Annotated in this window: 19 protein-coding genes, 1 tRNA gene and 1 pseudogene; 11 read left to right on the top strand and 10 right to left on the bottom strand. The window is 70.6% G+C overall.

Going from position 1 to position 22,885, the window contains the following annotated elements; genetic code table 11:
• Positions 1 to 324: 324 nt before the first annotated feature.
• The 5 genes from ACFHYO_RS13840 to ACFHYO_RS13820 all read left to right on the top strand — a co-directional run bounded on the left by ACFHYO_RS13840 (position 325) and on the right by ACFHYO_RS13820 (position 6,960).
• Positions 325 to 3,960 carry a vitamin B12-dependent ribonucleotide reductase gene (locus ACFHYO_RS13840; RefSeq protein ID WP_394321137.1) on the top strand — a complete coding sequence of 1,212 codons (3,636 nt, stop codon included), beginning with the start codon at positions 325 to 327 and terminating at the stop codon, positions 3,958 to 3,960.
• Positions 3,961 to 3,972: 12 nt separating this feature from the next.
• Positions 3,973 to 4,161 (top strand): hypothetical protein, encoded by a 189-nt coding sequence (locus tag ACFHYO_RS13835; protein ID WP_168782180.1) that lies wholly within the window; start codon positions 3,973 to 3,975, stop codon positions 4,159 to 4,161.
• Positions 4,162 to 4,375: 214 nt separating this feature from the next.
• Positions 4,376 to 6,040 (top strand): formate--tetrahydrofolate ligase, encoded by a 1,665-nt coding sequence (locus ACFHYO_RS13830; RefSeq protein WP_394321136.1) that lies wholly within the window; start codon positions 4,376 to 4,378, stop codon positions 6,038 to 6,040.
• A 72-nt stretch (positions 6,041 to 6,112) separates the two neighbouring features.
• The gene (locus ACFHYO_RS13825) at positions 6,113 to 6,604 is read left to right on the top strand and encodes a GAF domain-containing protein (RefSeq protein WP_036707884.1); all 492 of its coding nucleotides are present in this window, start codon (positions 6,113 to 6,115) and stop codon (positions 6,602 to 6,604) included.
• A complete protein-coding gene (locus tag ACFHYO_RS13820) occupies positions 6,601 to 6,960 on the top strand; it encodes a YigZ family protein (RefSeq protein WP_036707883.1) in 360 nt (119 codons plus the stop codon). The genes ACFHYO_RS13825 and ACFHYO_RS13820 overlap by 4 nt, the downstream gene beginning before the upstream one ends.
• 3 nt (positions 6,961 to 6,963) lie before the next feature.
• Here the strand turns inward: ACFHYO_RS13820 and ACFHYO_RS13815 are convergent.
• Positions 6,964 to 7,039 (bottom strand) — tRNA-Ile (locus ACFHYO_RS13815).
• Positions 7,040 to 7,141: 102 nt separating this feature from the next.
• Between ACFHYO_RS13815 and purM the strand changes: the two genes are divergently transcribed.
• Both purM and purN read left to right on the top strand, forming a co-directional pair.
• Complete coding sequence (gene purM / locus ACFHYO_RS13810) at positions 7,142 to 8,185, top strand: phosphoribosylformylglycinamidine cyclo-ligase (RefSeq protein ID WP_036707881.1); 1,044 nt, start codon at positions 7,142 to 7,144, stop codon at positions 8,183 to 8,185.
• A gap of 11 nt (positions 8,186 to 8,196) precedes the next feature.
• The gene (purN, locus tag ACFHYO_RS13805) at positions 8,197 to 8,808 is read left to right on the top strand and encodes a phosphoribosylglycinamide formyltransferase (protein WP_394321134.1); all 612 of its coding nucleotides are present in this window, start codon (positions 8,197 to 8,199) and stop codon (positions 8,806 to 8,808) included.
• A 107-nt stretch (positions 8,809 to 8,915) separates the two neighbouring features.
• Here purN and ACFHYO_RS13800 read toward each other — a convergent pair whose 3' ends face one another.
• The 7 genes and pseudogenes from ACFHYO_RS13800 to ACFHYO_RS13770 all read right to left on the bottom strand — a co-directional run bounded on the left by ACFHYO_RS13800 (position 8,916) and on the right by ACFHYO_RS13770 (position 16,290).
• Positions 8,916 to 10,259, bottom strand: a complete 1,344-nt coding sequence (locus ACFHYO_RS13800; RefSeq protein WP_394321132.1) for a branched-chain amino acid ABC transporter permease — start codon at positions 10,257 to 10,259, stop codon at positions 8,916 to 8,918.
• A gap of 15 nt (positions 10,260 to 10,274) precedes the next feature.
• Positions 10,275 to 11,276, bottom strand: coding sequence for a branched-chain amino acid ABC transporter permease (locus ACFHYO_RS13795; protein WP_394321130.1), 1,002 nt, complete (start codon positions 11,274 to 11,276; stop codon positions 10,275 to 10,277).
• A gap of 136 nt (positions 11,277 to 11,412) precedes the next feature.
• Positions 11,413 to 11,880 carry a hypothetical protein gene (locus tag ACFHYO_RS13790; protein WP_168782173.1) on the bottom strand — a complete coding sequence of 156 codons (468 nt, stop codon included), beginning with the start codon at positions 11,878 to 11,880 and terminating at the stop codon, positions 11,413 to 11,415.
• Positions 11,881 to 11,883: 3 nt separating this feature from the next.
• Positions 11,884 to 12,564, bottom strand: a complete 681-nt coding sequence (locus tag ACFHYO_RS13785; RefSeq protein WP_216593447.1) for an ABC transporter ATP-binding protein — start codon at positions 12,562 to 12,564, stop codon at positions 11,884 to 11,886.
• A 287-nt stretch (positions 12,565 to 12,851) separates the two neighbouring features.
• A pseudogene (locus ACFHYO_RS13780) lies at positions 12,852 to 13,628 on the bottom strand (ABC transporter ATP-binding protein); the annotation flags it as partial.
• 145 nt (positions 13,629 to 13,773) lie between these two features.
• Positions 13,774 to 14,958 carry an ABC transporter substrate-binding protein gene (locus tag ACFHYO_RS13775; RefSeq protein WP_394321128.1) on the bottom strand — a complete coding sequence of 395 codons (1,185 nt, stop codon included), beginning with the start codon at positions 14,956 to 14,958 and terminating at the stop codon, positions 13,774 to 13,776.
• A 147-nt stretch (positions 14,959 to 15,105) separates the two neighbouring features.
• Positions 15,106 to 16,290 (bottom strand): ABC transporter substrate-binding protein, encoded by a 1,185-nt coding sequence (locus ACFHYO_RS13770; protein ID WP_394321126.1) that lies wholly within the window; start codon positions 16,288 to 16,290, stop codon positions 15,106 to 15,108.
• Positions 16,291 to 16,509: 219 nt separating this feature from the next.
• On the opposite strand from ACFHYO_RS13770, the gene ACFHYO_RS13765 reads away from it, so the two are divergent.
• A complete protein-coding gene (locus ACFHYO_RS13765) occupies positions 16,510 to 17,931 on the top strand; it encodes a class II 3-deoxy-7-phosphoheptulonate synthase (RefSeq protein ID WP_052171723.1) in 1,422 nt (473 codons plus the stop codon).
• 53 nt (positions 17,932 to 17,984) lie between these two features.
• Here the strand turns inward: ACFHYO_RS13765 and ACFHYO_RS13760 are convergent, their stop codons facing one another.
• Together ACFHYO_RS13760 and ACFHYO_RS13755 are read right to left on the bottom strand one after the other, a co-directional pair.
• Positions 17,985 to 18,809, bottom strand: a complete 825-nt coding sequence (locus ACFHYO_RS13760) for a PAS domain-containing protein (protein ID WP_394321124.1) — start codon at positions 18,807 to 18,809, stop codon at positions 17,985 to 17,987.
• Positions 18,810 to 18,904: 95 nt separating this feature from the next.
• The gene (locus ACFHYO_RS13755; protein ID WP_394321122.1) at positions 18,905 to 19,477 is read right to left on the bottom strand and encodes a LabA-like NYN domain-containing protein; all 573 of its coding nucleotides are present in this window, start codon (positions 19,475 to 19,477) and stop codon (positions 18,905 to 18,907) included.
• Here ACFHYO_RS13755 and folK point away from each other — a divergent pair.
• From folK to ACFHYO_RS13740, 3 genes are all read left to right on the top strand, one after another.
• On the top strand, positions 19,477 to 20,121 hold the full coding sequence (gene folK / locus ACFHYO_RS13750; protein ID WP_394321120.1) for a 2-amino-4-hydroxy-6-hydroxymethyldihydropteridine diphosphokinase: 645 nt from the start codon (positions 19,477 to 19,479) through the stop codon (positions 20,119 to 20,121). The genes ACFHYO_RS13755 and folK overlap by 1 nt on opposite strands.
• 102 nt (positions 20,122 to 20,223) lie before the next feature.
• The gene (rpoZ, locus tag ACFHYO_RS13745) at positions 20,224 to 20,580 is read left to right on the top strand and encodes a DNA-directed RNA polymerase subunit omega (RefSeq protein WP_036701390.1); all 357 of its coding nucleotides are present in this window, start codon (positions 20,224 to 20,226) and stop codon (positions 20,578 to 20,580) included.
• Between the two features lie 18 nt (positions 20,581 to 20,598).
• Positions 20,599 to 22,719 (top strand): RelA/SpoT family protein, encoded by a 2,121-nt coding sequence (locus ACFHYO_RS13740; RefSeq protein ID WP_231565648.1) that lies wholly within the window; start codon positions 20,599 to 20,601, stop codon positions 22,717 to 22,719.
• Positions 22,720 to 22,885 lie beyond the last annotated feature (166 nt).

The raw sequence follows: 22,885 nt of genomic DNA, 5'->3' as shown, positions 1-22,885 counted from the left end.
TCGGCCGCGCCACGGTGATCCCCAGCCGCCGTTAACCTTCGAGTCGCGGCCCGATCGGGACGCCGCAACCCCTGCGTGTCAACCACCGATGTCCGTCGAAAGCGCAAATAAACCGCTTGAAGACAGGCCTCCGACGCTTCACTTTGTGTGAACCGGCGGACGAGACCACCACATCTAGTTGCCGGCCGAGGGATGACACGACAACCGACAACGCCGCGGCGGCACCCTCGCCGCCCGCCTTCCGCCAGCCGTGCGGGGGGCGTGCAAGCGGCCCGGACCAGACCAACCAGCGCGGCCCGAGACCGCGGACCAGAGGGGCGAAGGATGAAGATCGACCGGCGTTACACCACCACCGAAACGGGCGCCTACGGCGGCATCGACTTCGTCACCACCACCTCGGAAATCCGCAACCCGGACGGCACCGTGGTGTTCCGCAACGACGCCGTCGAAGTCCCCGAGGGCTGGAGCCAGGTCGCCAGCGACGTCATCGCGCAGAAATACTTCCGCAAGGCGGGCGTGCCCGCGCGCCTCAAGCGGGTCAAGGAAAAGGGGGTGCCCGAGTTCCTGTGGCGCTCGGTCGCGGACGAGGCGGCGCTGGCGGCGCTGCCCGAGGGCGAGCGGAACGTGGGCGAGACCTCGGCCCGGCAGGTGTTCGACCGGCTGGCCGGCGCCTGGGCCTACTGGGGCTGGAAGGGCGGCTATTTCACCACCGAGGCCGACGCCCGCGCCTATTACGACGAGATGCGCCACATGCTCGCCCGGCAGATGGGGGCGCCGAACTCGCCGCAGTGGTTCAACACCGGCCTGCACTGGGCCTACGGCATCGACGGCCCGAGCCAGGGGCATTTCTACGTCGACTACCGCACCGGCGCGCTGGTCAAGTCCGACAGCGCCTATGAGCACCCGCAGCCGCACGCCTGCTTCATCCAGTCGGTCTCGGACGACCTGGTGAACGAGGGCGGGATCATGGACCTGTGGGTCCGCGAGGCGCGGCTGTTCAAGTACGGCTCGGGCACCGGCACCAACTTCTCGTCGCTGCGCGGCGAGGGCGAGAAGCTCTCGGGCGGCGGCAAGTCCTCGGGGCTGATGGGCTTCCTCAAGATCGGCGACCGCGCGGCGGGCGCGATCAAGTCGGGCGGCACCACGCGGCGGGCGGCCAAGATGGTCATCTGCGACATGGACCACCCCGACATCGAGCAGTTCATCAACTGGAAGGTCATCGAGGAGCAGAAGGTCGCCAGCCTCGTCGCCGGCTCGAAGCAGCACGAGGCGAAGCTGAACGAGATCTTCGCGGCGATCCGCGGCTGGGACGGCGCCATCGAGGGCGCCACCGACCCGGCCGAAAACCCGGCGCTGAAGGCCGCGATCCGGTCGGCCAAGAAGGCGATGATCCCCGAGACCTACATCAACCGGGTTCTGCAATATGCACGGCAGGGCTTTGATTCGATAGAATTCCCGACCTACGATACCGATTGGGACTCGGAAGCCTACGCCTCGGTCTCGGGGCAGAACTCGAACAACTCCGTCCGCGTCACCGACGCCTTCCTCAAGGCGGTGCGCGAGGATGCCGACTGGGCGCTGATCCGCCGCACCGACGGCAAGACCGCCAAGACCGTCAAGGCGCGCGAGCTGTGGGACCAGATCGGCCACGCCGCCTGGGCCTGCGCCGACCCCGGCATCCAGTTCCACGACACCGTGAACGCCTGGCACACCTGCCCCGAGGACGGGCCGATCCGCGGCTCGAACCCGTGCTCGGAGTACATGTTCCTCGACGACACGGCCTGCAACCTCGCCTCGATGAACCTGCTGACCTTCCTCGACGGCGGCCAGTTCGACGCGCAGGGCTACGTCCATGCCACCCGGCTGTGGACCGTCACGCTGGAAATCAGCGTGCTGATGGCGCAGTTCCCGTCCAGGGAAATCGCGCAGCGCAGCTACGACTTCCGCACCCTCGGGCTCGGCTATGCCAACATCGGCGGACTGCTGATGAACCTCGGGCTCGGCTATGACAGCGACGAGGGCCGGGCGCTCTGCGGGGCGCTGACCGCGCTGATGACCGGCGTCAGCTACGCTACCTCGGCCGAGATGGCGGGCGAGCTCGGGCCCTTCCCGGGCTATGCAAAGAACGCCGACCACATGCTGCGCGTGATCCGCAACCACCGCGCCGCGGCGCACGGCACCGAGGCCTACGAGGCGGTGAACGTCGCCCCCGTCGCGCTCGACGTGGAGAACTGCCCGGACCCGGAGCTCGCCGTCATGGCGCAGCGGGCCTGGGACAAGGCGCTCGCGCTCGGCGAGGAACACGGGTTCCGCAACGCCCAGACGACGGTGATCGCGCCGACCGGCACCATCGGCCTGGTCATGGACTGCGACACCACCGGGATCGAGCCCGACTTCGCGCTGGTGAAGTTCAAGAAGCTGGCGGGCGGCGGCTACTTCAAGATCATCAACCAGTCGGTGCCGGCGGCGCTGGAAACCCTCGGCTACGGCTCGGCTCAGATCGAGGAGATCGTGGCCTATGCCGTCGGCCACGCCTCGCTCGGCAACTGCCCCGGCATCAACCACAGCGCGTTGGTGGGCCACGGCTTCGGCCCGCGCGAGCTGGAAAAGGTGGACGCGGCGCTCGCCTCGGCCTTCGACATCCGCTTCGTCTTCAACCAGTGGACGCTGGGCGAGGATTTCTGCAAGGGCACCCTCGGCATCCCGGCCGAGAAGCTGTCGGACCCGGGCTTCGACCTGCTGCGCCACCTCGGCTTCACCCGCGCCCAGATCGACGCGGCCAACGACCACGTCTGCGGCACGATGACGCTGGAAGGCGCGCCGTTCCTCAAGCCCGAGCATTACGCCGTCTTCGACTGCGCCAATGCCTGCGGCAAGAAGGGCACCCGCTATCTCTCGGTGGACAGCCACATCCGCATGATGGCCGCCGCGCAGTCGTTCATCTCGGGCGCGATCTCGAAGACCATCAACATGCCGAACTCGGCCACCATCGCCGATGCGCTCGCGGCCTATGAGCTGTCGTGGTCGCTGGGGATCAAGGCCAACGCGCTCTACCGCGACGGCTCGAAGCTCTCGCAGCCGCTGGCGAGCGCGCTGGTCGAGGATGACGACGAGGCCGCCGAGGTGCTCGAATCCGGCTCGGCGCAGGAAAAGGCCACCGTCATCGCCGAGAAGATCGTCGAGCGGATCATCGTCAAGGAGGCCATCCGCTCGAACCGCGAAAAGCTGCCCGCGCGCCGCAAGGGCTATACGCAGAAGGCGATCATCGGCGGCCACAAGGTCTATCTGCGCACCGGCGAATACGACGACGGCAAGCTGGGCGAGATCTTCATCGACATGCACAAGGAAGGTGCGGGCTTCCGCGCCATGATGAACAACTTCGCGATCGCCGTGTCGGTGGGGCTGCAGTACGGCGTGCCGCTGGAGGAGTTCGTGGACGCCTTTACCTTCACCCGGTTCGAGCCGGCGGGGATGGTGCAGGGCAACGACTCGATCAAGAACGCGACGTCGATCCTCGACTACATCTTCCGCGAGCTGGCGGTCAGCTACCTCGACCGGACCGACCTTGCCCACGTCAAGCCGAACGGCACCAGCTTCGACGACCTGGGCAACGGCCACCGCGAGGGCCAGCCCGAGCTGGTCCCGGCCGAGACCGGCGCCTCGAAGTCGGTCGAGCTGCTCAAGCAGATCAGCTCGACGGGCTACCTGCGCAAGCGGATGCCGCAGGAGCTGATGGTGCTGCAGGGCGGCGTCTCGACCGTCGCCGTCGCCTCGGGCATGGCCGAGGAGGCCGCGGTCTTCGAAAGCACCACCGTCGCCGTGGCGATGGACGCGCGCACCAAGGCCAAGATGCAGGGCTACGAGGGCGATCCCTGCGGCGAGTGCGGCAACTACACGCTGGTGCGCAACGGCACCTGCATGAAGTGCAACACCTGCGGCGGCACCTCGGGCTGCAGCTGAACGGAGGGCGAGATGGCGACCAACACCGGAGACGGCTATCGCAAGGGATCGGTCACCGACCGCACCCAGACGCAGCACCCCTCGGGCGACTGGGTCAAGCGCGACACCAGGACCGGCGAGTTCATGGACCGCAAGTCCTCCGACGGCCCCTTCAAGGGTGTCGCCAGGGAACCGGACGGGCGCCGCAGCCCGCAGAAATGACCGGCCACGGCCGGCCACGACCTCCGACCCGGGACGGGGCGGGGAACCTGTCGAGTTGAGCCAAGACGCGCGGAGTAACCGCGGGACAGGGACAGATCGCCGTCCGGGGCCAGCCTCGGGCGGCGATGCCGTGTCGGGCTTGGCGGCACCGCGCCGCCGCGGCTAGAGTGCCGCCACCCGGCGTCCAGACCGGGGCCGACCACGGGGGGACATCATGCTGACCGACATCGAGATCGCGCGCGCCGCGACCCCGCGCAACATCGCCGAGATCGCCGCACGGCTCGACATCGGGGCCGGCGACATCCTGCCCTACGGCCACGACAAGGCGAAGATTTCGCGGGATTTCATCGCCGGTCTCGACGGCGCGCCCGAGGGGCGGCTGGTGCTTGTCACCGCGATCAACCCGACGCCCGCGGGCGAGGGCAAGACCACCACCACGGTGGGGCTGGGCGATGCGCTGAACCGGATCGGCAAGGCCGCGACGGTCTGCATCCGCGAGGCGAGCCTCGGCCCGAACTTCGGGATGAAGGGGGGCGCCGCCGGCGGCGGGCGGGCGCAGGTGATCCCGATGGAGGACATGAACCTTCACTTCACCGGCGATTTCCACGCCATCACCAGCGCCCACAACCTGCTGGCCGCGCTGATCGACAACCACATCCACTGGGGCAACGCGCTCGACATCGACCCGGGGCGGGTGGCGTGGCGGCGGGTGATGGACATGAACGACCGGGCGCTTAGGGCGATGGTGCTGGGGCTGGGTGGCCCCGCGAATGGCACCCCGCGGGAAAGCGGCTTCGACATCACCGTCGCCTCCGAGGTCATGGCGATCCTGTGCCTTGCGAACGATCTCAATGACTTGCAGGAGCGTCTGGCGCGGATCATCGTGGCCCGGACCCGCGACGGGCGGCCGGTGACGGCGCGCGACCTCAAGGCGGACGGGGCGATGACGGTGCTGCTCAGGGATGCGCTGCAGCCGAACCTCGTCCAGACGCTCGAGAACAACCCGGCGCTCGTCCACGGCGGGCCGTTCGCCAACATCGCGCATGGCTGCAACTCGGTCATCGCCACGCGGACGGCGCTGCGGCTGTCGGATTACGTCGTGACCGAAGCGGGCTTCGGGGCCGACCTCGGGGCGCAGAAGTTCTTTGATATCAAGTGCCGCGCGGCCGGGCTGCGGCCGGCGGCGGTGGTGCTGGTGGCAACCGTTCGGGCGCTCAAGATGAACGGTGGGGTGGCGCGGGCCGACCTCGGGACCGAGGATGTCGCGGCGGTCCGGCGCGGGTTGCCGAACCTCTTGCGGCATATCGAGAACCTGCGCCTCTACGGTCCGCCGGTGGTCGTGGCGATCAACCATTTCTCGAGCGATTTCAAGGCTGAAGCGCAGGCGATCATCGACGCGGCGGCGGCGGTCGGGGTGACGGCGGTCGTCTGCCGCCACTGGGCCGAGGGCGGGGCAGGGGCCGAGGATCTGGCCCGCGCGGTCGTCGCGGCCGCCGAAACGCCGAGCGATTTCAACCTCTTGTACCCCGACACCCTGCCGCTGTGGGAGAAGGTCGAGACGATCTGCACCCGCATCTACCGCGCCGACCACGTCGAGGCGCCGCCCGCGGTGCGCCGCCAGCTTGACGAGTGGCAGGCCGCCTTCGGCCATCTGCCGGTGTGCATGGCCAAGACGCAGTACAGTTTATCGAGCGATCCCAAGCTCTTGGGCGCCCCTGAGGGCCATGTCATCCCGATCCGCGAGGTCCGGCTGTCGGCCGGCGCAGGCTTCGTCGTGGCGATCTGCGGCGACATCATGACCATGCCCGGCCTGCCGCGCGAACCCGCCGCCGACCGCATCGGCCTCGATGCCAGCGGTCAGGTCGTCGGGCTGTTCTGATGTTCGTGCAAGGTTCGTGCAGCGTTCATGCACGGTTCATGCGAATGCCATGCATACGAAAGCGCCCCTCCCATGAGCCATGATCTGAGCGCAGCCCTCGCCGATCCCGACCCGCAGGCGGCGCTCGCGGCGCTCGAGGCGCTGGTGCAGGCGACGGTCGGGGCGCGGCTCTACACCGTCATGGCGCTCGACCCCGCGACGGGGATGGCGCGGCGGGTCTGGACGAGCGACCCCGACACCTACCCGGTCGGCGGCGAGAAGCCGCTGCCCGAGAACCGCTGGACCGAGATCGTCATCCGCGCCCGCCGGACCTGGGTGGCGAACACGCCCGAGGAGGTCGCCGAACTGCTCTTCGACCACGCCACCATCGCGCGGCTCGGTTGCGGGGCGGCGCTGAACCTGCCGGTCACGGTCGGCGGGCGGGTGATCGGGACGGTCAACCTGCTCGACCGCGCCGGGCATTTCACCCCCGACCGCGTGGCCGCCGCCGAGGCGCTGCGCCTGCCCGCGCAGGCGGTGCTGATGCGGGTGGCGCTGCCCCGCGCGGCGGACGGGGCGGCATGACGCTGACGACCTTCGACCGCATCATCCGCGACCGCGGCTCGGTCTACGCCGTCTCGGGCGGCCCGGTCGCCGACCGCGCGGCGATCGACGCGGCGCTGGCCGCGCTGACCGCACAGCGGCGGTTCGCCAAGGCCACCCACAACTCGTGGGCGGCGCGGATTGGGGGCGAGGGGCTCAAGGCCGACGACGGCGAGGCGGGCGCGGGCGCGATCATCCTGAGGATGCTCGAGACCGAGGGGCTGGACGACCACCTGATCGTCGTCACGCGCTGGTACGGCGGCAAGCACCTGGGCGGCGACCGCTTTCGGCACGTGATCGGCGCGGTGCGGCATTACCTCGCCGAGCGGCCGCGCTGAACGTGGTAGGGCCGGAGGGACTTGAACCCCCAACCAAGGCGTTATGAGCGCCCTGCTCTGACCATTGAGCTACAGCCCCACGCCTTTCGCCTAGTCAGCCGCGGCGCCCGGGTCAAGCGCGGCGCGTTGCGGGCCGCACGGGCTTGCGCTATCGGGGGGCAGCATCACCGAGGGGGCCCCGATGACCGAGAACAGCGCCTTGACCTATGCCCAGGCGGGCGTGGACATTGATGCCGGCAACGCGCTGGTGGACCGGATCAAGCCGGCCGCGAAATCCACCGACCGGCCCGGCGTCATGTCGGGGCTGGGCGGGTTCGGGGCGCTCTTCGACCTCAAGGCCGCGGGCTATGCCGACCCGGTGCTGGTCGCCGCGACCGACGGGGTGGGCACCAAGCTCAGGATCGCTATCGACACCGGGATCGTCGCCGGCGTCGGCACCGACCTGGTGGCGATGTGCGTCAACGACCTCGTCTGCCAGGGCGCCGAGCCGCTGTTCTTCCTCGACTATTTCGCCACCGGCAAGCTCGACGTGGCGCAGGCCGCCGCGGTGGTCGAGGGGATCGCCGCGGGCTGCAAGGCCGCCGGCTGCGCGCTGATCGGCGGTGAGACCGCCGAGATGCCGGGGATGTATCACGGCGGCGACTTCGACCTTGCGGGCTTCGCGGTCGGCGCGATGGAGCGGGGGGCGCATCTGCCGCAGGGCGTGGCCGAGGGCGACGTGCTGCTGGGCCTCGCCTCGAGCGGGGTGCACTCGAACGGCTATTCGCTGGTGCGCCGGATCGTCGAGCGCACCGGGCTCGGCTGGGACGCCGCGGCGCCCTTTGGCCGCGGCACGCTGGGGGCTGCGCTGCTCGAGCCGACGCGGCTTTACGTCCGCCCGGTGCTCGAGGCGATGCGCGCGGGCGGGGTCCATGCCGCGGCCCACATCACCGGCGGCGGGATCACCGAGAACCTGCCGCGGGTGCTGCCCGAGGGGCTTGGCGCGATCGTCGATCTGGACGCGTGGGAGCCGCCGGCCCTGTTCCGCTGGCTCGCCGAAGAGGGCGGGGTGTCCGAGGCCGAGATGCTCAAGACCTTCAACTGCGGGATCGGCATGATCCTCGTCGTGGCGCGCGACCGGGCGCAGCCGCTCGCCGCCGGCCTGCGCGCCGCGGGCGAGACGGTGCGCGAGATCGGCGAGGTCGGCGGCCGCGCCGGCGTGGGCTATACCGGCACGCTGTGGTGAACGGCGGCGTGGTGAGCGGGGCCGTGACCGAGGGTCCGCGCCGGGTCGCCATCCTGATCTCGGGCGGCGGGTCGAACATGGTCGCTCTGGCCGACAGCATGACCGGCGACCACCCGGCCCGCCCGGTGCTGGTGCTGTCGAACGATCCTGCCGCCGGAGGGCTCGCCAAGGCCGCCGCCGGCGGCATCCCCACGGCCGCCGTCGATCACCGGCCCTTCCGGGGCGACCGCGCGGCGTTCGAGGCGGCGCTTCTGGGGCCCCTCGAGGCGGCGCGGCCGGACATCATCTGCCTCGCCGGGTTCATGCGCATCCTGACGCCGGGGTTCGTCTCGCGGTTCGCGGGGCGGATGCTGAACATCCACCCCTCGCTGCTGCCGCTCTATCCCGGGCTCGACACCCATGCCCGGGCGCTGGCGGCCGGGGATGCCGAGGCGGGGGCGAGCGTGCATCTGGTGACGCCGGAACTCGACGGCGGGCCGATCCTCGGGCAGGCGCGGGTGCCGGTCGCGGCGGGCGACACGCCCGAGACGCTGGCGGCGCGGGTGCTGGCCGCCGAGCACCGGCTTTACCCCGCCGTGCTGCGCCGCTTTGCGGCGGGGGAGACCGGGCGGCTCGACCTCTGACGGGCGCGCGCTGACCCGCGCGGGGCGCGGGTGGGACCGCCGGATGCCTCCGGCGGGGATATTTTTGTCCAGCCCGAGGCGGGGCGTGAGCCTGTCCCGGGGCGCTGTCAGCGCTCGGGCAGAAGGCCGCGCGGGGCGAAGCGCAGCACCGCCAAGAGCAGCAGTCCCATGGCGAGGAAGCGCATCTGCGGCGCGGTCTCGGTCAGGTGCCGCAGCAGCGGGCCGTCCGAGAGCGGCAGGGTCAGGAGCGACATGAGCGCCGGGCCCCAGACCTCGGCCTTGATCCACAGGAACCAGATCAGCACCGCGCCCAGCACCGCGCCCCAGTTGTTGCCCGAGCCGCCGACGATCACCATCACCCAGATGAGGAAGGTGTAGCGCAGGGGGTTGTAGCCGCCCGGCGCCATCAGCCCGTCGAGCGTCACCATCATCGCCCCCGAGAGGCCGATCACCGCCGAGCCGAGCACGAAGAGCTGCAGGTGGCGGCGGGTCACGTCCTTGCCCATGGCGCGGGCCGCGGTCTCGTTGTCGCGGATGGCGCGCATCATCCGGCCCCAGGGCGAGTGCAGCGCCAGCTCGGCCAGCAGGATCAGCGTCAGCACCACGGCGACGAAGATCGCGAGGTAGCAGAGCTTGACGTAGATCCCCGAGAAGGTCGCGGCGTCATAGCCCCAGCGGGCGGCGGCGGCGACGAAGTCGGGGTTCGACTGCAGTTGCAGCTCGTAGGGGACCGGGCGCGGGATCCCGGTGATGTTGAGGACGCCGCGGGCGAGCCAGCCCTCGTTCTTGAGGATGGCCACGATGATCTCGCCGATGCCCAGCGTGGCGATGGCGAGATAATCCGAGCGCAGCCCCAGCGCGACCTTGCCCACCCCCCAGGCGGCCAGCGCGGCGAAGACCATGCCGACCGGCCAGGACAGCAGGACCGGCAGCCCGAGGCCGCCGATGTTGCCGGCGTTGGCGGGGTTGTTGGCCTCGATCGCGGCGATGGCGGGGTCGAAGACCTGCCGGGTGAGGATGTAGCCGCCGATCAGGATCGCCGCCGGCACCCAGATCCGGGCGGCGCGGCGCAGCCGGCCGGCGGCGGCGATGGCGAGGACCAGCGTGGCGAGGCCGAGCGCGAGCGCCAGCATCAGCCGCGGCCCGCCCGCCGCCCAGGCCCCGGCGACCGGCTGGGTCGAGATCAGCACCGGCGCGAGGCCGCCGAGCGCCACGAAGCCCACGACGCCGGCGTTGAAGAGCCCGCCGTAGCCCCAGATCATGTTGACCCCGAGCGCGGTCACCGCCGAGATCAGGCCCATGTTGAGGATGGCGAGCGAACTGTTCCACGACCCCGAGAAGAGCGCGTTTGAGACCGTGCCCTCGAGGACGAACAGCACCGCGAGGACGGCGAACAGCAGCGGGCCGCGCAGGGGGCTGGCGGAGGTGTCGGCTTGGCGGGAGGAGGACATCGGCGGCTCCGCGGGTCAGTAGGCCTTGCCGCGGAACAGCCCCGTGGGGCGCACCAGCAGCACGACGATCAGGATGACGAAGCTGATCGCCAGCTTGTATTCGGTGCCGAGCATCTGCAGCAGGCCGGTCGGCTCGAACCCGAGATATTCGGCGATCTTCTTCCAGGGGTAGGTCAGGGCGACCTCGGAAAAGGCGATCAGGAACCCGCCGGCGATGGCGCCCATCGGGTTGCCGAGGCCCCCCACGATGGCGGCCGCGAAGATCGGCAGCAGGATCTGGAAATAGTTGAAGGCCTTGAAAGACTTGTCGAGGCCGTAGAGCGTGCCCGCGGTGACCGCCAGGGCGATGGCGATGATCCAGGTCAGCCGCACCACCCGGTCGGGGTCGATGCCCGAGAGGAGCGCGAGATCCTCGTTGTCGGCATAGGCGCGCATCGCCTTGCCGGCGCGGGTGCGGTTGAGGAAGCGGAAGAGCGCCCAGACCGCGAGGGCCGCGACGACCAGGGTGATGACCTGCGTGGTCCTGAGGGCGAGCCCCTCATCCAGCCCGGTCCACGCGCGGAACTGCGGCACCGAGACGACGAAGCGGGCGCCGTCGGCGAACTGGATCTCGCCCACCCCGATCAGCAGGCGGGTCAGGCCGTTCATCACGAACATCACCCCCACCGAGGCCATGACGACGACGATCGGCGCGGCCTTGACGCGGCGGTAGTGGCGATAGACCCAGCGGTCGGTCAGCAGCGCCAGCACCACCGTGAGCGCGATCCCCAGCGGCAGCGCCAGCAGCGCCGTCGGCAGCGGGCCGAAGCTGACCCCCAGCGACTGCAGCCACCAGGTCAGCAGGATCACGATGGCGGTGCCGAAGGCCATGGTGTCGCCGTGGGCGAAGTTCGAGAACCGCAGGATGCCGTAGATCAGCGTGACTCCCAGCGCGCCGAGCGCGAGCTGCGCGCCGTAGGCCGCGGCGGGGATGACGACGAAGTTCAGGATCGCGACGAGCGCGTTCAGCAGGTCCATCAGCTCTCTCTCGAGGGGGCGTCGCGGTGACGCGCGGGCGCAGAGGCGGCGCGCTGCGGGGGGCGGATCGCGGGCGGGGCCGCGGGATGCCTCCGGCGGGGATATTTCTGTCCAGCCCGAGGGGGGGCAGAGGGGGTCATGGCGTCACCCGGCAGAGGCCGCGCAGGTTCTGGACCGCGCGGGGCGTGCTGAGGCTCAGCGTGGCGTGGTGGTGGTCGCGGTCGATGTAGAGGACCGTGCGACCGGCGTCGAAGATCAGCGTGCGGCCGCGCTTGAAGAACCGCGCGGGGCGCGGGCCCTCGGGGCCGATCAGCATCGGGGCGGCGGACCACGGGTGGACGACCGCAACGCTGCGGGCGGTGCCGTCGGGGGCAGGGTCGAGCGCGCAGGCGATGCCGCGCACGCCCGGAGCGCCGGGCAGGATCGCGTCGGCGGGCAGCGCGGTGGCGGGGTTGACAGCCGCCGGGTCGTGGATCGACGGCGGGTCGGCCAGCGCCGCCACCGCGGGCGGCAGCGTCGCCGGGGCCGGGGCCACGGGCGCGGACTGCGCCAGTGCGGCCGCGGGCAGGGCGAGGGCGAGGGTCAGCAGGGCGAGCCGGCGCATCGGTCAGCCCCCGAGGAAGGTGCGGCGCACCTCGGGGTCGGCCATCAGCTCGGCCCCGGTGCCGGTGTAGCGGTTGGTGCCCTGCACCAGCACATAGCCGATGTCGGCGATTTCGAGCGCCTGACGGGCGTTCTGTTCGACCATCAGGATCGAGATGCCGGTGCGGGCGATCTCGATGATGCGGTCGAAGAGCTCGTCCATGACGATGGGCGAGACGCCCGCGGTGGGCTCGTCCAGCATCAGAAGCTTCGGCTGGGTCATCAGCGCCCGGCCCACCGCGACCTGCTGGCGCTGGCCGCCGGACAGCTCGCCCGCGTTCTGGCGGCGCTTGTCGGCCACGGCGGGGAAGAGGTGGTACACCTGCTCCATCGTGGCGCGGAAATTGTCGTCGCGGATATAGGCGCCCATCTCTAGGTTTTCCTCGACCGTCATGGTCGGGAAGACATTGGCGGTCTGCGGCACGAAGCCCATGCCGCGGCGCACCCGGTCCTGCGGGGTCAGCCCGGCGATGTCGTGCCCGTCGAGCGTCACCGTGCCCTCGCGCAGGTCGAGCATCCCGAACACCGCCTTCATCGCGGTGGACTTGCCGGCGCCGTTGGGGCCGACGATCACCGCGATCTCGCCGCGGTCGACGCTGAGGTCGCAGCCGTTCAGGATGTCGGCCTTGCCGTAGCCGCCGCGCATCCCGGTCGCCGAGAGATAGGGCAGGGTGCCGTCCGGCCGGGTGCCGCTAACTGCGCCAGTGCGCGGGCGGGCATGGGCCGGCGCCTGGGTCTGGGTCTGGGTCTGGGTCTGGGTCTGGGTCTGCATCATGGCCGCACCTCGGTGCCGGGGTCGTCGAGTTCGCCGAGCGGTGCTCGGGTGGCGCCCGGCGGGGGCGCGGCCCCCGGCGCGCCCACCGGCCGTCCGGCCTCGGCGCCGAGGCCGGGCTGGGCGCCGTGCCCCTCGTGGCGGCGGGTTTCCTCGGCCATCTCGGCCTGGACCTTGTTCTTGAGGCCGCGGCCGAGATAGGCCTCGATCACCGCCTCGTTCTGCATGATGCTGTCGGCCGAGCCCTGCGCCAGCACCTTGCCCTCGGCCATCACGATCACCGGGTCGCAGAGCTTGCCGATGAAATCCATGTCGTGCTCGATCACGCAGAAGGTGTAGCCGCGTTCGCGGTTCAGCCGCAGGATCGCGTCGGCGATGGTCATCAGCAGGGTGCGGTTCACGCCCGCGCCGACCTCGTCGAGGAACACGATCTTGGCGTCGACCATCATGCAGCGGCCGAGTTCCAAAAGCTTCTTCTGCCCGCCCGAAAGGTTGCCGGCCTTTTCCTCGGCCACGTGGCTGATGGTGAGGAAGTCCAGCACCTCGTCGGCGCGGGCCAGAAGCGCGCGTTCCTGATCGGCGATGCGCTTGCGGCCGAACCAGGTGTTCCACAGCGTCTCGCCCGACTGCGCGGGCGGCACCATCATCAGGTTCTCGCGCACGGTCATCGAGGAGAACTCATGCGCCATCTGGAAGGTGCGCAGCAGGCCCTTGTGAAAGAGCTTGTGCGGGGCGAGGCCGGTGATGTCCTCGCCGTCCATCACCACGCGCCCCGAGGTGGGCGGCAGGACGCCGGCTATGACGTTGAAGAGCGTGGACTTGCCCGCGCCGTTCGGGCCGATCAGGCCGGTGATCGAGCCGGTGGCGATCGTCAGGCTCGCCCCGTCCACGGCGCGGAAGCCCCCGAAATGCCGGTGCAGGTCATGGACCTGGATCATGCGTCCCTCGTTTCCCTCTCGCGCCCGGTGGCCGTTCCCGCCGGGGCCGCGGCGCCCCGCAGGGCGCCGCCAATCTGGTCCGGTGCCGCCCCCGCCGGCGGCGGCTGGCGCGCGGCCCCCGCACCGGGCGGGCGCCGCGACCGGATCAGTGCGTCTTGACCGCGTTGAGCGTGCCGCCCTTGAAGTCGACCTCGCGGTAGGTGCCGGCGCTTTCGCCCGGGCCGACCAGTTCGACGGCGCTCGCGCCGACATAGTCGATGTCCTTGCCGTCGGCCAGCAGCTCGAGCGCCTTGGCCAGCTCGCCGGGCATGATCTTCTCGCCCGGGGCGTTGGCCACGTCCATCACCTTGTCCTTGTAGACCTTGGGATCGGCCGACTTGGCGGCCTGCATGGCGAGGATCAGCAGCGCGGCGGCGTCATAGGCCTCGGCGGCGAAGGCGTCCGAGCCCTCGAAGCCCGACTCCTTGGCCTTGGCGATGAAGGCGTCGCGGCCTTCGCCCTCGGCCGAGGGGTTCTGGCCGAACGAGGTCTCGAGCTCCTTGCCGAACTTGTCGACGAGGGTCTGGCTGACCATGCCGTCGGTGAAGACGAAGGTGTTGAACGCGCCCGAATCGAGCGCCCCGCGCACGATCCCCGAACCGCCCTGATCGACGTAGCCCGCCACGACCAGCGCCTCGCCCCCGGCGGCGGCCAGCGCCGCGACCTCGGCCGCATAGTCGGCCTTGCCGTCGTCATGGGCGGCGGTGATGGTGATCTTGCCGCCCTTGCCCTCGTAGGCCGACTTGAACGACTCGGCGAGGCCCTTGCCGTAGTCGTTGTTGGTGTAGGTCACGGCGACCGACTTGATCCCGCGCTCGAGGATGATGTCGGCCATCACCTCGCCCTGGCGCGCGTCCGAGGGCGCGGTGCGGAAGAAGAAGCCCTTGTCGTCGATCGTGGTCAGCGCGGGCGAGGTGGCCGAGGGGGCGATCATCACGACGCCGTTCGGCACCGCGACCTTTTCCAGGCTGGCGATGGTTTCGCCCGAGCACATCCCGCCGACGATGCCCGCGACCTTGTCCGAGGTCACCAGCCGCTCGACCGCGGTCACGGCGGCGGCGGCATCGGCGCAGGTGCTGTCGGCCTGGACGATCGAGAAGGTAGTGCCGTCCATCGCCTTGCCCGAGTCGTTGGCTTCCTTGACCGCCATCTCGACGCCCTTGAGCATCGACGGCGCCATCGACTCGAGCGGGCCGGTGAAGCCGAGCGAGACGCCGAGCTTGACGTCGGCGGCCAGCGCGCCCGAGGCGGTGAGGGCTGCCACGGCGGTGGCGAGCATCAGGTTCTTCATTCTGGTCTTCTCCCTGCTGTGTGTGCGGCGGCGGTCCGTTGATGGCCGCCTTGTCCGCGGGTTTCGCCGCGCCCCGGGCCGGGGCACGGCGTAGGTCCGGCGTCCGCCGCGGCCGGGGACGGGCCCCGGCCTGCGGCGGCGCGCGTGTCAGCGCATCTTGACGACGTTGAGCGTGCCGCCCTTGAAATCGACCTCGCGGAAGGTGCCGGCGCTTTCGCCCGGCTCGATCAGCTCGACCGACGAGGCGCCGTCATAGTCGATGTCGGTACCGGCGGCCAAAAGCTCGAGGCCCTTGGCCAGCTCGCCCACGCCGATCTTCTCGCCGGGGCCGTTGGCCACCTCCATGATCTTGTCCTTGTAGACCTTGGGATCGGTGGACTTGGCGGCCTGCATCGCCAGCAGCATCAGGGCGGCGGCGTCATAGGCCTCGCCCGAATAGACGGCGCTGCCGTCGAAGCCGGCGGACTTGGCGAGTTCGGTGAACTTGTCGCGGCCCGCGCCCTCGGACGAGGGGTTCTGGCCGAACGAGGTCTCGAGCTCGGCGCCGAACTTGTCGATCAGCGCCTGGCCCACCATCCCGTCGGGCATGATGAAGGTCGAGAACGCGCCGGAATCGAGCGCCCCGCGCACGATCCCCGAGCCGCCCTGGTCGACGTAGCCGACCACGGCCAGCGCATCGCCGCCGGCGGCGGCCAGCGCCGCGACCTCGGCCGAATAGTCGGCCTTGCCGTCGTCGTGGGCCGCGATCATCGTGACCTTGCCGCCCTTGCCCTCGTAGGCCGTCTTGAACGCCTCGGCGAGGCCCTTGCCATAGTCGTTGTTGGTGTAGGTGATCGCCACCGACTTGATCCCGCGCTCAAGCGCGATGTCGGCCATGACGTCGCCCTGGCGGGCGTCGGACGGCGAGGTGCGGAAGAAGAAGCCCTTGTCGTCGATGGTCGAGAGCGCCGGCGAGGTGGCCGAGGGCGAGATCATCACCATGCCGTTCGGCACGGCCACGCGCTCGAGGCTGGCGATCGTCTCGCCCGAGCACATCCCGCCCATGATCCCGTTGACCTTGTCCGAGGTCACCAGCCGCTCGACCGCGGCGACCGAGGCTGCGGCGTCGGCGCAGGTGTTGTCGGCGCGCACGGCCTCGACCTTGGCGCCGTCCATCAGCTTGCCCGACTCGCTGATCTCCTTGATGGCGAGCTCGGCCCCGTTGGCCATCTGCGGCGCCATCGACTCGAGCGGGCCGGTGAAGCCCATCGAGATGCCGATCTTGACGTCCTCGGCGGTGGCCATGCCGACCGAAAGCGCGGTGGCGGCGGTGGCGAGCAGCAGTTTCTTCATGGTGATCCGTTCTCCAGACACAGTCTGGAACGAGAGACTAGGCAGGTTGCCGCCGAAAGGAAAGCACCCGCTGCATAGCCGCTATGCAGGGCTGTCCGTGCGGCCTGCGGCACGGTGCCTGCCGCGGACCGGCTTTCCTCGCCCGCGCGCCCTCACTATATTCGCCCGGTGTTTCATCGAGGATCGTCCGTCATGCCGCAGGATACCAGTTCGACCGCCATGCCGCTCAGCGCCAAGACCGAGGCCCCCCGCCGTGCCGCGGGAGCCCCGGACTGGACCCGGCAGGGCTGGCGCACCCGGCCGCGCGTGCAGATGCCCGACTATCCCGACGCCGCCCCGCTGAACGCCGTCGAGGCGCAGCTGTCGCGCTTTCCGCCGCTGGTCTTCGCGGGCGAGGCGCGCCGCCTCAAGGCGCATCTGGCCGATGCGGCCGCGGGGCGGGCGTTCCTGCTGCAGGGCGGCGACTGCGCCGAGAGCTTCGCCGAGTTCTCGGCCGACAACATCCGCGACACCTTCAAGGTGATGCTGCAGATGGCGGTGGTGCTGACCTGGGGCGCGCAGATGCCGGTGGTCAAGGTCGGCCGCATGGCCGGGCAGTTCGCCAAGCCGCGCTCGGCGCCGACCGAGGTGATGGGGGGCGTCGAGCTGCCGTCCTACCGCGGCGACATCATCAACGGCTTCGACTTCACCGACGCGGCCCGCGTGCCCGACCCGCAGCGGATGCTGCAGGCCTACACCCAGGCGGCGGCCTCGCTGAACCTGCTGCGGGCATTCTCGACCGGGGGTTACGCCGACATCCACCGGGTGCAGAGCTGGATCGCCGATTTCACCGGCGGGCCGGAGGCGGCTGAGTATCGCGCCATCGCCGACCGGATCAGCGACGCCATGGCCTTCATGCAGGCGGCCGGGGTGTCGTCCGAGACCGCGCACGAGCTGGGCACCGTCGAGTTCTACACCAGCCACGAGGCCTTGCTGCTGGAATACGAAGAGGCGCTGGCGCGGATCGACTCGACCACCGGGCTGCCGGTGGCGGGCTCGGGCCACATGCTCTGGATCGGCGACCGCACCCGGCAGCCGGACGGCGCCCATGTCGAGTTCCTGCGCGGCGTGCAGAACCCGATCGGGCTGAAATGCGGTCCCTCGATCAGCGAGGATGACCTCAAGCGGCTGATCGCCACGCTGAACCCGACCAACGAGGCCGGCCGGCTGACGCTGATCGCGCGCTTCGGGGCGGGCAAGGTGGGCGACCACCTGCCGCGGCTGATCCGCACCGTGCAGGCGGAAGGGGCCAACGTGCTGTGGTGCTGCGACCCGATGCACGGCAACACGATCAAGGCGGCCTCGGGCTACAAGACCCGGCAGTTCGACCAGGTGCTGCGCGAGGTGCGCGAGTTCTTCGCCGTCCACGCCGCCGAGGGCAGCGTGCCGGGGGGCGTGCATTTCGAGATGACGGGGCAGGACGTGACCGAGTGCACCGGCGGCGTCCGGGCGGTCACCGACGAGGATCTGTCGAGCCGCTATCACACCGCCTGCGACCCGCGGCTGAACGCCAGCCAGTCGCTGGAACTGGCGTTCCTCGTGGCCGAAGAGCTGCGGGCGCGGCGCACCGGCACCCCGGTCGGGCTGCGCGACGCCGTCTGACGCCGACCGGCCTTGCCGAAACCGAAGGGCGCCCCGCGGGGCGCCCTTTGTCGTCAGTCGTTCGAGATGACGCGGAAGCGGGCGCGGCGCTCTTCGGGGGTCTCATCCTCGCGGATCGCCGGGCGCGGCGCGGGGGCGTCGAAGAGCGGCGGCATCGTCGGCAGCGACGGGGGCCGCCCGGCCGCGGGACGGCGCCGGGGAACGGGGGAGGGGGTGTCGGCGTCGTCGGCCGCGTACGGCTCGCCGCGCCACGGCGCCGGCGGCTCGGCGAAGCCGTGCATCGAGGGCTGCGGGGTGAGGACGCGCGCGCCCTCGACCACCGGCATGGCGCGGTCGGCGGCGATGTCGAAGCGGCGCGGGGCGGCGCCGATCTCGCCCTCGGTCGCAAGGCAGCCGAGCGCCCGGGACACGTCGCCCAGGTCCGACTTGAGCGGCATGAGCAGCATCCGCCCGGTCAGCGCCGGGCGCCCGTAGCCGACCGGCCCGATCAGGTCCAGCTCGGCGATCTGCGGGCCCTTGAACACCGCCTCGAGCACGTCGCTCAGCCGCCCGCGCGAGGGGGCGTTGAGGACCGAGCAGAGCGGCATCCCCCGCACCTCCATCCCCATCAGGTCGACGAGATGGCGCCCGGCGAGGCGGAAGCGGGCGGCCCCGGGGGCCACCCGCTCGAGGATGAAGGCGAAGGGCAGGGCGGCGCGCAGCCCCGCGGGCTCGACATCGGCGCGCGACGGCACCGCCCGGCCGCGGCGCAGCGACAGCCAGTAGTCGCGCAGCGCCCCCGCCACCCGGTCCGGGCTGCGGGCGTCGAAGTCGGACAGGCGCAGCAGCCGCTCGGGTCCGAGCGGGGCGGTCTTGCCGTCGTCGTCGTTGCGGGTCATGGCACAATGGTCCTCGATACGGCTCGGATCATAACGCGGCGGCGGCGCGAACGTCTCGGCCGATCTTACCCAAGGGTTAAGATCAGCGGTTCAGATCAGGCCTCGACCGCCGGGGCAGGCTCGGCAGGGTCGCGGGTCTCGCGCGGGGGGCGGCCGATGATCTCGCGCAGGGCGTCGAGTTCGACGAAGTTGTCGGCCTGCCGGCGCAGCTCGTCGGCGATCATCGGCGGCTGGCTGCGCATGGTCGACACCACTGAGACGCGCACCCCCTGGCATTGCAGCGCCGCCACCAGCGGGCGGAAGTCGCCGTCGCCCGAGAACAGCACCGCATGGTCGAGCCGCGGGGCCAGCGCCAGCGCATCGACCGCCAGTTCCACGTCCATGTTGCCCTTGACCCGGCGCCGGCCCATCGAGTCGGTGTATTCCCGCGCCGGTTTCGAGACGATGGCGAAGCCGTTGTAGTTCAGCCAGTCGATCAGCGGCCGGACGGGCGAGTATTCCTCGTTCTCGAGCAGCGCCGTATAGTAGTAGGCGCGGACCAGCTTGCCGCGCCGCTCGAATTCCTGCCGCAACAGCTTGTAGTCGAGATCGAACCCGAGCGCCTTGGTCGCGGCATGAAGGTTCGCGCCGTCGATGAACAGCGCCAGTCGGTCGTCCTTGTAAAACAATGCCCCAGTCCCCTGCCGAACAAACCCAAGCCGGACCCGCCAACCCACCGCGGATGCTGCGAGAAAACCTAGCCCTGCTCGCCCTTGGCGCAAACCTGTCCTGTTGGGCAGGTCCGCCCGAGGCCGCCGTGCGCGTGGCGCTGGGCCGGCTGGGTGCCGAAGGGCTGGGGCTGCGCGCGGTCAGCCGATTCTGGCGCACCCCGGCCCACCCCGCGGGGTCGGGGCCGGACTACGTCAACGCCGCCGCGGTGGTGGCGGCGGGGGCGATGGCGCCCGAGGCGGTGCTGGCCGCCTTGCACCGGGTCGAGGCGGATCTGGGCCGGGTGCGGGACGGGACGCGGTGGGGCGCGCGGGTCATCGACCTCGACCTGCTGGCGATGGGGGCCGAGGTTCGCCCCGACGCGGCGACGCAGGACCGCTGGCGCGCCCTGCCAGCCGCGGCGCAGGCGCAGGTCGCCCCCGACCGGCTGATCCTGCCGCACCCGCGGTTGCAGGACCGCGGCTTCGTGCTCGCGCCGCTGGCCGAGATCGCACCCGGCTGGGTGCATCCGCGGCTGGGGCAGGGCGTGGCCGCGATGCTGGCCGCGCTCGGCCCCGAGGGGCTGGCGGGGATGGCGCCCGAGGGCGGGCGCGCGCAGGTGTGACTGGCGCCCGGAACCCTCCCAAGGGCAGCGCGGCTTGACTTTCCCGGTCCGCACCCCCACCTATGCCGCCTTGCCCCACCAGTCGATTCGGAAAGGTAGCTCATGGCCCGCGTCACAGTCGAGGATTGCGTTGACAAGGTTCCGAACCGGTTCGACCTGGTGATGCTCGCCGCCCACCGCGCCCGCGAGATTGGCGCCGGGGCCACGCTGTCGGTCGAGCGCGACAACGACAAGGACCCGGTCGTGGCGCTGCGCGAGATCGCCGACGAGGGCCAGCCGGTCGACGAGCTGCGCGAGCGGATGATCGAGCAGACCCAGACCCAGATCGAGGTGGACGAGCCCGAAGAGGACGCGATGGCGCTGCTGCTCGGGGCCGAGATCGACCGTCCCAAGCCCGCCGACGAGGAATCGGAAGAGCGGATGCTGCGCATGATGCTCGAGGCGCAAGGCCGGGGCTGAGGTCAGAGGCGGCACGGGTTGGACCGGATCGACGTCGAAGACCTCGTCGCGCTGGTCCGCAACTACAACCCGCGGACCAACGAGGACCTGATCCGGCGGGCCTATGACTATGGCCGCCGGATGCACGAGGGGCAGTTCCGCCACTCGGGCGAACCCTATTTCACCCATCCCGTCGCCGTCGCCGCGATCCTGACCGAGATGCGGCTGGACGATGCGACCATCGTCACCGCACTTCTGCACGACACGATCGAGGACACCCGCTCGACCTGGGGCGAGGTGGCCGAGCTGTTCGGCCGCGACGTGGCCGACCTCGTGGACGGGGTGACGAAGCTCACCAACCTGCAGCTTTCCGGCACCCACTCGAAGCAGGCCGAGAACTTCCGCAAGCTCTTCATGGCGATGTCCCGCGACCTGCGGGTGATCCTCGTCAAGCTCGCCGACCGGCTGCACAACATGCGCACGATCCGCTCGATGCGGCCCGACAAGCAGGTGCAGAAGGCCCGCGAGACGATGGACATCTTCGCCCCCCTCGCCGGGCGGATGGGGATGCAGTGGATGCGCGAGGAGCTTGAGGACCTGGCCTTCAAGGTCATCAACCCCGAGGCGCGCAACTCGATCATCCGCCGCTTCGTGACGCTGCAGAAGGAAACCGGCGACATCATCCCGCGGATCACCGCCGACATCCGCGCGGCGCTGGACGCCGAGGGGATCGAGGCCGAGGTCTTCGGCCGCGCCAAGCGCCCCTACAGCGTCTGGCGCAAGATGCAGGAAAAGCAGCTCAGCTTCTCGCGGCTCTCGGACATCTACGGCTTCCGCATCATCACCCGGTCCGAGGCCGACTGCTACCGCGCGCTGGGGATCATCCATCGGCGCTGGCGCGCCGTGCCGGGGCGGTTCAAGGACTACATCAGCCAGCCCAAGTCGAACGGCTACCGCTCGATCCACTCGACCGTCTCGGCGCGCGACGGCACCCGCGTCGAGGTGCAGATCCGCACCCGCGCCATGCACGAGGTGGCCGAGGCCGGGGTCGCCGCGCACTGGGCCTACCGCGACGGGGTGCGCTCGAAGAACCCATTCGCGGTCGATCCGGCCGAGTGGCTGGCGAGCCTCACCGAGCGCTTCGGGGAAGAGGATCACGACGAGTTCCTCGAGGCCGTCAAGCTCGAGATGTATCAGGACCAGGTGTTCTGCTTCACCCCCAAGGGCGACGTGATCCAGCTGCCCAAGGGGGCGACGCCGATCGACTTTGCCTATGCGATCCACACGCGGCTGGGCAATTCCTGCGTCGGCGCCAAGGTGGACGGCATCCGCGTGCCGCTGTGGACGCGGCTGAAGAACGGCCAGTCGGTCGAGATCATCGCGGCCTCGGGCCAGCGCCCGCAGGCCACCTGGCTCGACATCGTGGTGACGGGCCGGGCCAAGGCCGCGATCCGGCGCAGCTTGCGCGAAGAGGACCGCTCGCGCTTCATCCGGCTCGGGTCCGAGCTGGTGCGGGTGGCGTTCGAGCACGTCAACCGCAAGGTCACCGACAAGGCGCTGCGCACCGCCGCGAAGGCGCTGGCGATGCCGGGCGCGGACGAGCTGCTGGCCCGCATCGGCGCGGCCGAGATCTCGGCCCAGCAGGTGATCGGCGCGCTCTGGCCCGACCTTGCGCCCTCGGCCGACGAGATCGACGCGAGCCGTGCCGTCGCCGGGTTGCAGGCCGATCAGGAGTTCACCCGCGCCCCCTGCTGCACGCCGCTTCCGGGTGAGCGGATCGTGGGCATCACCTATCGCGGCAAGGGCGTGGTGATCCACGCCATCGACTGCCCGGTGCTGGCGGGGTTCGAGGACCAGCCCGAGCGCTGGGTCGACCTGCGCTGGCGCGAGGGGCGGCACCCGGCGGTCTATTCCTCGCGGTTGAACCTGACGATCCGGCATGACGCGGGCGTGCTGGGGCGCATCTGCACGCTGATCGGGGCGCAGGGGGCGAACATCTCGGACCTCGAGTTCCTGGACCGCAAGCCGGACTTCTACCGCCTGCGGGTGGACGTGGACCTGCGCGACAGCGAGCACTTGCACGCGCTGATGACGGCGCTCGAGGCAGAGAGCGACGTGGCGCAGGTGGCGCGGATCCGGGACCCCTCGGCGGTGGTCTGAGCGCGTCCCGCGGGGTGCCGGGGGGCCAACCCGAACGGCGTTAGGGGCGGAGGCGTGATCAAGAGCGGTCCCGCTGGAAACTCGTTGATCCGGCGCAGCCACGTCACGCATTGCCGCACCGGCCAGAGCACCACCCTGACACACACTCCCGCGATCCGGTTGCCCT

Origin of the sequence: Paracoccus panacisoli (assembly GCF_042435015.1) — a bacterium.
In the GTDB taxonomy this organism is placed as follows: Bacteria; Pseudomonadota; Alphaproteobacteria; order Rhodobacterales; family Rhodobacteraceae; genus Paracoccus; species Paracoccus panacisoli.
Note: the sequence above shows the minus strand (reverse complement) of the source record. Positions and strands in the feature narration are given on the sequence as shown.

What these genes read in the sequence shown, in the direction of transcription:
- ACFHYO_RS13840 (WP_394321137.1), top strand. Translation starts at nt 325, where the DNA reads ATGAAGATCGACCGGCGTTACACCACCACCGAAACGGGCGCCTACGGC.
- ACFHYO_RS13835 (WP_168782180.1), top strand. Translation starts at nt 3,973, where the DNA reads ATGGCGACCAACACCGGAGACGGCTATCGCAAGGGATCGGTCACCGAC.
- ACFHYO_RS13830 (WP_394321136.1), top strand. Translation starts at nt 4,376, where the DNA reads ATGCTGACCGACATCGAGATCGCGCGCGCCGCGACCCCGCGCAACATC.
- ACFHYO_RS13825 (WP_036707884.1), top strand. Translation starts at nt 6,113, where the DNA reads ATGAGCCATGATCTGAGCGCAGCCCTCGCCGATCCCGACCCGCAGGCG.
- ACFHYO_RS13820 (WP_036707883.1), top strand. Translation starts at nt 6,601, where the DNA reads ATGACGCTGACGACCTTCGACCGCATCATCCGCGACCGCGGCTCGGTC.
- purM (WP_036707881.1), top strand. Translation starts at nt 7,142, where the DNA reads ATGACCGAGAACAGCGCCTTGACCTATGCCCAGGCGGGCGTGGACATT.
- ACFHYO_RS13800 (WP_394321132.1), bottom strand. Translation starts at nt 10,259, where the DNA reads ATGTCCTCCTCCCGCCAAGCCGACACCTCCGCCAGCCCCCTGCGCGGC.
- ACFHYO_RS13795 (WP_394321130.1), bottom strand. Translation starts at nt 11,276, where the DNA reads ATGGACCTGCTGAACGCGCTCGTCGCGATCCTGAACTTCGTCGTCATC.
- ACFHYO_RS13790 (WP_168782173.1), bottom strand. Translation starts at nt 11,880, where the DNA reads ATGCGCCGGCTCGCCCTGCTGACCCTCGCCCTCGCCCTGCCCGCGGCC.
- ACFHYO_RS13785 (WP_216593447.1), bottom strand. Translation starts at nt 12,564, where the DNA reads ATGCGCGGCGGCTACGGCAAGGCCGACATCCTGAACGGCTGCGACCTC.
- ACFHYO_RS13775 (WP_394321128.1), bottom strand. Translation starts at nt 14,958, where the DNA reads ATGAAGAACCTGATGCTCGCCACCGCCGTGGCAGCCCTCACCGCCTCG.
- ACFHYO_RS13770 (WP_394321126.1), bottom strand. Translation starts at nt 16,290, where the DNA reads ATGAAGAAACTGCTGCTCGCCACCGCCGCCACCGCGCTTTCGGTCGGC.
- ACFHYO_RS13765 (WP_052171723.1), top strand. Translation starts at nt 16,510, where the DNA reads ATGCCGCTCAGCGCCAAGACCGAGGCCCCCCGCCGTGCCGCGGGAGCC.
- ACFHYO_RS13760 (WP_394321124.1), bottom strand. Translation starts at nt 18,809, where the DNA reads ATGACCCGCAACGACGACGACGGCAAGACCGCCCCGCTCGGACCCGAG.
- folK (WP_394321120.1), top strand. Translation starts at nt 19,477, where the DNA reads ATGCCCCAGTCCCCTGCCGAACAAACCCAAGCCGGACCCGCCAACCCA.
- rpoZ (WP_036701390.1), top strand. Translation starts at nt 20,224, where the DNA reads ATGGCCCGCGTCACAGTCGAGGATTGCGTTGACAAGGTTCCGAACCGG.